The organism is uncultured Allobosea sp. (assembly GCF_945957345.1).
Taxonomy (GTDB): Bacteria; Pseudomonadota; Alphaproteobacteria; order Rhizobiales; family Beijerinckiaceae; genus Allobosea.
On record NZ_CAMFKW010000093.1, the window covers coordinates 1 to 8453 of the forward strand.

Annotated in this window: 7 protein-coding genes; 5 read left to right on the forward strand and 2 right to left on the reverse strand. The window is 63.6% G+C overall.

Annotation, left to right across the window (positions count from 1 at the left end; genetic code table 11):
- Positions 1 to 258 precede the first annotated feature (258 nt).
- Positions 259 to 1215 (reverse strand): ABC transporter substrate-binding protein, encoded by a 957-nt coding sequence (locus tag Q0Q36_RS24580; protein ID WP_293802442.1) that lies wholly within the window; start codon positions 1213 to 1215, stop codon positions 259 to 261.
- Between the two features lie 178 nt (positions 1216 to 1393).
- On the opposite strand from Q0Q36_RS24580, the gene Q0Q36_RS24585 reads away from it, so the two are divergent.
- From Q0Q36_RS24585 to Q0Q36_RS24600, 4 genes are read left to right on the forward strand one after another with little or no spacing between them, the layout of a single operon-like run.
- On the forward strand, positions 1394 to 2068 hold the full coding sequence (locus Q0Q36_RS24585; RefSeq protein WP_293802448.1) for an RraA family protein: 675 nt from the start codon (positions 1394 to 1396) through the stop codon (positions 2066 to 2068).
- A gap of 5 nt (positions 2069 to 2073) precedes the next feature.
- Positions 2074 to 3120: an amidohydrolase gene (locus tag Q0Q36_RS24590; RefSeq protein ID WP_293802444.1), complete on the forward strand. Its 1047-nt coding sequence runs from the start codon at positions 2074 to 2076 to the stop codon at positions 3118 to 3120.
- Complete coding sequence (locus Q0Q36_RS24595) at positions 3117 to 4040, forward strand: SMP-30/gluconolactonase/LRE family protein (protein ID WP_293802450.1); 924 nt, start codon at positions 3117 to 3119, stop codon at positions 4038 to 4040. The genes Q0Q36_RS24590 and Q0Q36_RS24595 overlap by 4 nt, the downstream gene beginning before the upstream one ends.
- Positions 4041 to 4082: 42 nt before the next feature.
- Positions 4083 to 4796 (forward strand): IclR family transcriptional regulator, encoded by a 714-nt coding sequence (locus Q0Q36_RS24600; protein ID WP_293802446.1) that lies wholly within the window; start codon positions 4083 to 4085, stop codon positions 4794 to 4796.
- Between the two features lie 72 nt (positions 4797 to 4868).
- Here the strand turns inward: Q0Q36_RS24600 and Q0Q36_RS24605 are convergent, their stop codons facing one another.
- Positions 4869 to 6617: a peptide ABC transporter substrate-binding protein gene (locus Q0Q36_RS24605; protein WP_293802452.1), complete on the reverse strand. Its 1749-nt coding sequence runs from the start codon at positions 6615 to 6617 to the stop codon at positions 4869 to 4871.
- A 310-nt stretch (positions 6618 to 6927) separates the two neighbouring features.
- Between Q0Q36_RS24605 and Q0Q36_RS24610 the strand changes: the two genes are divergently transcribed.
- Positions 6928 to 8094: a M20 aminoacylase family protein gene (locus tag Q0Q36_RS24610; protein WP_293802454.1), complete on the forward strand. Its 1167-nt coding sequence runs from the start codon at positions 6928 to 6930 to the stop codon at positions 8092 to 8094.
- Positions 8095 to 8453 lie beyond the last annotated feature (359 nt).

An 8453-nucleotide genomic window follows, 5' to 3' on the forward strand; every position in this document is an offset into this window, starting at 1 on the left:
ATGCGGCATACCTGCAAGGGTATCGGGGGTTCAAATCCCTCCCTGTCCGCCACTTTATCTGCGCTAAGCAGATGATTTGATTTAGAAATCAAACTTGGCCGGCGCTCAACACCCCAACGTTCGTTCCTGCCCGGAAACGTCTCGGATGGTGAGGCTCCCGTCCTTCAATTAGTGATGCGCTTCCGATTCGCGCCACAAGCTGACGTTCGGCCCACGCCCTAAACCGGACATTCGCTCCAGCCTGTCCGTGACTTGCGTCTAGGTGCCTTTGCCCGCTGCAACCGGGGCGAAGAACGTGTCCTGCCATTTGACCGGCGGCGCTTTGAGCAGGCCAGCCTTGGCCATGAAGGTGCCGAAGCTCATCACGCCCTTCGGTTGGACGCCCCATTCCTGCGAGACGCTCTTCAGCATCTTTTCGGTCTCGTCGAGATCCAGCGACGACTTCTCGGATTCGAGGAACATCTCGGCCGCCTTGCGCGGGTTGGCCTTGATGTAGGATCCAGCCTCGTCGATTGCGGCAACGATCGCCTTGGCCGCCAGCGGATTTGCCTCGACGAAGGAGCGCTTGCTGGCGAGCAGGCCGCTTGTCACGCGCTCGCCGAGATAGTCCGAGAAGAAGAACAGGCGCCGGACATTCGCGCTCTTCTCGACGATGTCGCTATAAGGGTGAGGCGCCGCGTAGGCGCTGATCGTCCCTCCGGTGATTAGGGCCGACGTCGCATCGGGATGCGGCAGCTGGATCATGTTGGTGTCGAGGCGGCGCGACTGGCCCTCGCCGAAGGCTTTGGCCGCCGCCATGCGCACCAGCAGCCCCTGCTGGCCGGTGGTCGACGTCACCGCGATCTTGTCCGTCGGCTTGAAGTCGGCAAGCGTCTTGATTTCAGGCTTGTTGGTGTAGAGCCCGTTATCGCCCGCCACGAGGGCAGCCAGGCCCCGGATGTCGATGGAGCCGCGTGTCTTCTCAGCTGCGATAAGCATTCCGGGCAGGCCATAGGCGCCGATATCGATCGAGCCGCTGATCAGCGCATCGTTGATTGCCGGAGCGCCACTGATCTTCTGAATCTTGACGGTGAGACTGGGCAGCCCCGCCGCTGCGCCCTGCTTGGCGAAGAGGCCGAGCTTCTCCGCGACCGTCACCGGCAAATAGGCATATCCGTACTGGATCGCCATCGTCACCGTCGCGGCTTCGGCTGCGCGGGCACGGACCATCGTCATGGTCGTTACCGCGGCGGCGGCCGAGCCGGCCAACACGGCACGGCGTGAAAAAAGAGCTTGCATGTTCCCTCCGAAAGTTATTTTTGAAACGTCGTTTCAAAAAATCTATTCCGCATCGTGGCGCCCTGTCAATCGGCGACAACCGTCGGGCACCGCCAAGTGGATCAGGGAGCCAAGGATGGTCGGATTTCGTGTTCTCAAGCGTCGCCGCCAGGTGACCGCTGACGTCGTGGAGCGCTTCCGCGCTTTGCCGGTCGCCAATATCAGCGACTCGATGTCCCGCATGACGGCAGGCGGCGCGAAGCTGCGACCGATGCATGGCGGCGGTGTCCTCGCCGGCCCGGCCATCACGGTGAAGTCGCGTCCGGGTGATAATCTGATGATTCACAAGGCGCTCGATATCGCGTCGCCCGGCGACATTGTGGTGGTCGATGCTGGCGGCGACCTCACCAATGCGCTCATCGGCGAGCTCATGATTTCTCATGCGCAGAAGCGCGGCCTTGCCGGTATCGTCATCTATGGCGCGGTACGCGACAGCGCCTGGATCCGCGAGCATGATTTCCCGGTCTTCGCCGCCGGCATCAGCCACCGCGGGCCCTATAAGGATGGGCCGGGCGAGATCAATGTCCCGATCGCGATCGAAGGCATGGTGATCGCGCCCGGCGACCTCGTGATCGGCGACGATGACGGCTTGCTCTGCGTGCCTTACGAAGAGGTCGAGGCGGTCTATGCCGCTGCCGACGCCAAGCACAAGGCCGAGACCAAGCAGATGACCGCGATCCATGAAGGGCGCAACGATCGCAGCTGGGTCGATGCCGCGCTCGCCAGGCTGGGTTGCGAGATCGAGGGCTGATCGCCATGGCCGCACCGACTCATGTCCCGGTGCGGCCGGACTGGCTGGCGCTCCGCGATGAGGCGGCGCTCGACCCCGGCATGCCGATCGTCGATGCGCACCACCATCTCTGGGATCGGCCGCAGGGCCAGCGCTATCTGTTCGACGAGCTGCTCTCCGACATGGCGGGCGGCCACGATATCCGGGCGACCATCTTCGTCCAGAGCCGCTCGATGTACCGGCCGGACCTGCCGGAGGCGTTCAAACCCGTCGGCGAGGTCGAGTTCGCCAATGGTGTCGCGGCTCAGGCGGCAAGCGGGCTTTATGGTCGGCATCAGGCCTGCGCCGGCATCGTCGCCCATGCCGATCTGCGGCTCGCCGATCGGTTGGAGCCCGTGCTTGGAGCGTTGTCGCGCGCCGGCGGCGGCCGCCTGCGCGGCATCCGCAACCAGACGGCCTGGCATTCCGACCCGGCGATCGCCTCCAACCCCGTTCCGCCCGAGCAGGGCGTCATGCGCGATCCGGCCTTTGCCGCCGGGGTGCGGCAGCTTGCTCATCACGGTCTTGCTCTTGATGTCTGGGCCTACCACACGCAGCTCGACGAGGTAGCGGCACTCGCCGATGCCTGCCCCGAGACGATGATCGTGCTCGATCATTGCGGCGGCCCGCTCGGTGCGGGCTCATATCGTGGGCGGCGCAGCGAGGTGTTTGCGCAATGGTCGGCCGGCATGGCTGCTCTTGCCCGGCGGCCGAACCTGCGCGTCAAGCTCGGCGGGCTGGCGATGCGGGTCGGCGGCTTCGATTTCCATCAGGCGCCTTTGCCGCCCTCGTCCGAACAATTGGCCGAGGCCTGGTCGCCTTATATCCTGCTCTGCATCGAACTCTTCGGTCCGCAGCGCTGCATGTTCGAAAGCAATTTCCCCGTCGACAAGGGCATGGTCGGCTATGGCGTTCTCTGGAACGGCTTCAAGCGGATCGTCGCAACTTTTTCCTCACATGAGCGGGCCTGGCTGTTCCATCGCACCGCGATGGAAGCCTATCGGCTCGACCTCTCGATCACGGAGACAGGCTGATGTTCTTCGCGCCGCCATCCGAGGTCGCCACGACCGTGTTCACGCGCCTGCCGGACCGTTTCCGCAAGCCCCGCGCAACGGCCTGGGCCGCCGCCAATCGCGGCGGACTCGCGATCGACTCCTTTCTCGAAGGTCCGAGCTTCGATCGGCAAGGCCGGCTCTACGTCACCGACATTCCCTTCGGCCGGATCTTTCGGATCTCGGCCGAAGGCGAGTGGGAACTGGTCGCCGAATATGACGGCTGGCCGAACGGACTGAAGATCCATCGCGACGGCCGGATCTTCATTACCGACTACAAGCGCGGCATCATGGTGCTCGAACCGGAGAGCGGCGCAGTCACGCCCTTCCTCGAGACGGCGGCCTCCGAAAGCTTCAAGGGCGTCAACGACCTCGTCTTCGCGGCGAATGGCGACCTCTATTTCACCGATCAGGGGCAGACCGGCCTGCATGATGCCACCGGTCGGGTCTACCGGCTGACGCCGGAGGGCAGGCTGACGCGCCTGCTCGATACCGTCCCCAGCCCGAACGGCATCGTGATCGATCCCGGCATGACGCATCTGCTGATCGCGGTGACGCGGGCCCAGCAGATCTGGCGCATCCCGCTGAACGACAGCGGCCTGACGACGAAGGTCGGCGTCTTCGCGCAACTGCACGGCGGGCTCGGCGGGCCGGATGGGCTGGCCCTCGACGCCGAAGGCAACCTGCTCATCGCCCATACCGGATTCGGCTCGGTCTGGCGTCTGTCGCGCACGGCCGAGCCGCAGCTCAGGATACGCTCCTGCGCCGGTATCTCGACGACCAATCTGGCGTTCGGCGGCCCGGACGGGCATGATCTCTTCATCACGGAATCGCAGACGGGCTCAATACTGCGCGCTAAGCTTGATGTTGCAGGAACGGCGATGTTCTCGCATCAAGACTGAGGGCTGCCGCGACGTGATGCGGCGTCGCGGAGACTTGGAACCATGCTCGACAAGAAGGCGAAGGCGCGACCAAAGCTGGAGGGTGTCGCCTCAGCCGACAGGCTGCTGACCGTCCTTACCGCTTTCCGTCGCGGTGACGACGCGTTGGAGCTCAGCGAGCTCGCGCAGCGCACGCAACTGGTGAAGAGCACCATCATGCGGCTCTGCATCTCGCTGGAGCGTTTCGGGCTGATCGAGCGGCTCGATAGCGGCCGCTATCGGCTCGGCACCGAGATCGCGCGGTTGGGCTCGGTCTACCTCCAATCCTTCGCGCTCGAGGCCCATGTCATGCCGGCACTGGAAAATCTGGTCGCGGCTTCGGGCGAAACGGCATCCTTCTATATCCGCCGGGGTGACCAACGACTGTGCCTGTTCAGGGTCGATTCGCCTTCGCCTTTGCGGATGCATGTCAGGCCAGGTGATCTGCGGCCGATGGATGCCTCCTCGATCGCGCAAGTCCTGCGCCGGTTCGATCCCCATGGCAGCGCCGAGGATCGCGCCGTCGAGACGCCGATCTATTCCAGCGGCGTCACCGATCCCCATGTCGCCTCGATCGCGACACCGGTGTTCGGGGCGGGCGGGCGTCTTCTGGGCGCACTTGCCCTGACTGGGCCTGCCTCTCGGTTGACGAGCGACAGCGCGGGCAAGATCAGCCCGCTTCTGAAGAAATCCGCCGATATCCTGACGCATGCGCTGGGAGGCGCCATGCAGGAATAGCGCGGCCTCGCGTAGGGCGGGCCGGCACCGTTCTGGCAGGCGCCGGTCCGCGTGCAGTGGCCTTAGGGTGTCTCAGCCCTTATACCAGGCGGCGATATTCCAGAAATCACTGTCCCAGCCGCTCGGCACCGTCACCAGATCGTTGGTGATCGCGACGCTGACGTTGCGGGCCAGAATCGGCAGATAGACATTCGCCTCGACGAAGATTTCGCTCAGCCTCAGGAGCTGGGCGAGCCGGGCCAGTGGATCGACCTCTTTTTCGGCCGACCTGTAGAGTTCGTCTGCCTCGTCGCTGCGGAAGCGCGAGAAATTGCGCCCCTGCCATTTGTTGTCCTTCGCGGCGATTTCCCAGGACGTGAACTGACGCAAGAAGGCTTGGGGATCGGGCTGCGTACCGGTCGAAGCATGCATCTCGATGTCGCAATAGAACTTCTTCAGCGTGTCTGGATTTGCGATATCGGAGGAAAAATACACCGATGCCGTCACCGATTTCAGCTCAAGCTCGATGCCGGCCTTCTGGCACGCCGCCTTGATGACCGCCTGGGCTTTTTGGCGCGGGCCCGTGATGGTGGTCTGGAAGACGTATTTCAGACGTTTCCCACCCTTTTGGCGGATGCCATCGGTATCGCGCGCATAGCCGGCGGCATCGAGGATCGCATTGGCCTTGTCGATGCTGAATTCGTAAGTCAGTTTCGGGGAGCGAAAGCGTTCTGGCTGATTGACGAAAGCGCCGGTGGCCGAACCTGCGCGCCCGTGGATGAACTTCTGGATGGAATCCCGGTCGATCAGGAGATTGATCGCCTTGCGCACCTCGGGATCGCTCAACGTCGGATGTTGGGAGCGAGGGTGCGACCGTTCGCCATCGATTTCGAGCACAGGATCGGTTGTGTTCAGAACTACGATTTCGGTCTGCCCGCTCGGATAGAATTCGACACGCCCTTTCCTGCCGGTCTCCAGGCGCTTGAGCACCTCGTCCTCGACCTGCAGATCGCGCGCGAAATCGAATTGTCCGGTCTGGAGGACCGTGCGCGCCGCCGAAACGGAATCGCCGCCGCCCTTCAGCTCGAAGGCGTCGAAATACGGCTGGTTGGCGACGTGATAATCGGGGTTGCGTACCCCCGTGACGATATCGCCCGGCTTGAACTCGGCGAACTTGTAAGGACCGGTGCCGACAGGCGCCAGATTTGCCGGCGCCTCACGGGAATTTTTGCCCTTGAACCCAGAGAAGAGGTGCTCGGGGAGGATCATTCCCGAGACGCCGACGAAGGCGTCGGCCCAGAACGGGGTCGCCTCCTCGAACACGATCCTGATCGTATGATCGTCGATCTTTGAAAAGGCCGCACGCTGATAGGAACCGATCGTCGACGTCGCGGAATCGGGATCGGAGGCATAGGCCGCGGTGAAGACGACATCCGCAGCCGTGAACGGTTTTCCGTCGTGCCAGGTCACGCCCTTCTTGAGCGTCCAGATCACCTCCCGGGCATCCGCCGAGACCGTGCCGTCTGCCCGGTTGGGCAGCGAGGCGGCCAGCTGCGGGACGAGATTGCCGTCCAGATCCCAGCCGGCCAAGGGTTCGTAGAAGATCCGGGCCGCCTCGCGGTCCTTGTTGCCGCTCGCGAAGTGCGGATTGAGGGAGGTCGGCGCCTGCCATGAGAGCAGCCGCAGCGTGCCGCCGCCCCCCGCCTTGGCCGGCTTGTAGGGCGCCGCCGGCGCGGCGACGGCCGGGCCGCTGGACAGCAGAAGCTGACTGACCATCGGCGCGGTCAGACCCAGACCGGCGAGCCGCCGAACGAGCTCGCGACGATCGATACCCGCTCCCATGACTTGGCCCGCACCCTTCCGCCTATCGTGATCCACGTCGTTTTCCTCCAATGCATTTTATTCCCAGACCGCCGTTCTGCGACCGCGATCGCTCGTTCGATCCCGCCGACACGCTGCCTGTTCGGCTGCCTTGTCAAAAATGGAACGACGTTGCATTTTATGGGTAGGGTGCCGTTTCGCCGACTGTCAATCGTGGCGAATGGCGGCGCGGGCATGCATGTGCCGCAACCGATCCAGACGGCATCTGCCTTCGGGCGACTCACCTTCAAGCCTTCGCTCGGGCCACACTCGGGAACAGGAATCGTCGACGATGCCACGGCAAGAAATCATCGATGCCATGCTTCCGGAGATCGTCGCGATCCGGCACGATCTGCATCGTCATCCCGAAATCCTCTACGACCTGCCGCGGACATCAGCACTCGTCGCTGAGCGGCTTCGCGCCTATGGCGTCGACGAGGTCGTCGGCGGCATCGGTCAGTCAGGTGTCGTCGGCGTGGTTCGTGGCAGAGCCTCGGACAAGGTCATCGGGTTGCGAGCCGACATGGACGCTTTGCCGATGCAGGAACTCACCAATCTGGAGTACCGCTCGACCGTACCCAGCCGCATGCATGCCTGCGGACATGACGGGCATACCGCCATGCTCCTCGGCGCGGCGAAATATCTGGCCGCGACGCGCGATTTCGACGGGACGGCGGTCCTTATCTTCCAGCCGGCGGAGGAGGGAGGCGCCGGTGCCAAGGCGATGGTCGATGACGGGCTGATGGAGCGCTTCGGCATTCAGGAAGTTTATGGAATTCACAACAAGCCGGGACTGCCGGTCGGCCAATTTGCGGTGACGAAGGGGGCTGCGAAATCCGCCTCCGACGAACTCTTCCTCGTCGTTCGCGGCCGCGGCGGGCATGCCGCTGCTCCCCAGCGGGGTAGCGACCCTGTGATCGCGGCCTGTCATCTGGTGACCGCTCTGCAGACGATCGCATCGCGCAACATCGACCCGCTGGATTCGGTGGTGATATCGATCATCATGATCCACGGCGGCGAGGCCGTGAACGTCATCCCGCATCAGGTCACTCTTCGCGGCTCGATCCGGACATTCCGGCCGGAGACGCGCATCCGCGTCAGACAGCGCATCGTGGACATCGTCGACGGGCAGATGCGCTCGTTCGGCCTTGAGCACGATATCGAGATCCGGGACGGCACGCCCCCAACCTATAATCACCCCGCTCAGACGGATTTCTATGTCGAGGCGATCACCGGCGCGTTCGGGCGGGGGGCCGTCGACGACGCCTATCCGCCTTCGATGGGATCGGAGGACTTTTCCTACATGCTCGAAGCGCGGCCGGGCGCCATCGGCTATATCGGCAATGGCAATACGGCCGGCGTGCACGATGCCGCCTATGACTTCAACGACGAAGCCATCCCCTACGGAATCGGCTTCTGGGTGTCGCTTGTCGAACACGGCAGATCGTCCGCCGGCTAGAAACCCAGCCTCCCGAACCGAGCTACCAGACGACTTCGTTTCCATGCCGTCGATGGTCGAAGGCGGGAGCATGCGCGCAGTGGCGCCTCTCTCTTCACTTCCTGGCGCGGCAATGTCGCAAGTTTTTTTGAAACGCCGTTTCATTTTCTCTTTGCTTCGACATTCCGACATGCTAGGTCGTTGCAAATGGGACGGTCCTGATGGGCTCGTTCCGGCGAAGAGGCGCAGCAAGCGCCCGGCGCTGCAGGGATGAGACGCCGACGTTTCGCTGCCGAGTCCGGCAGCGTGGACGGTTGCTCCCTATGCTGTCAACGGCGGTCGGATTCCAGGCCATCGTGGCGGAGTAAAAGCAGGCCACT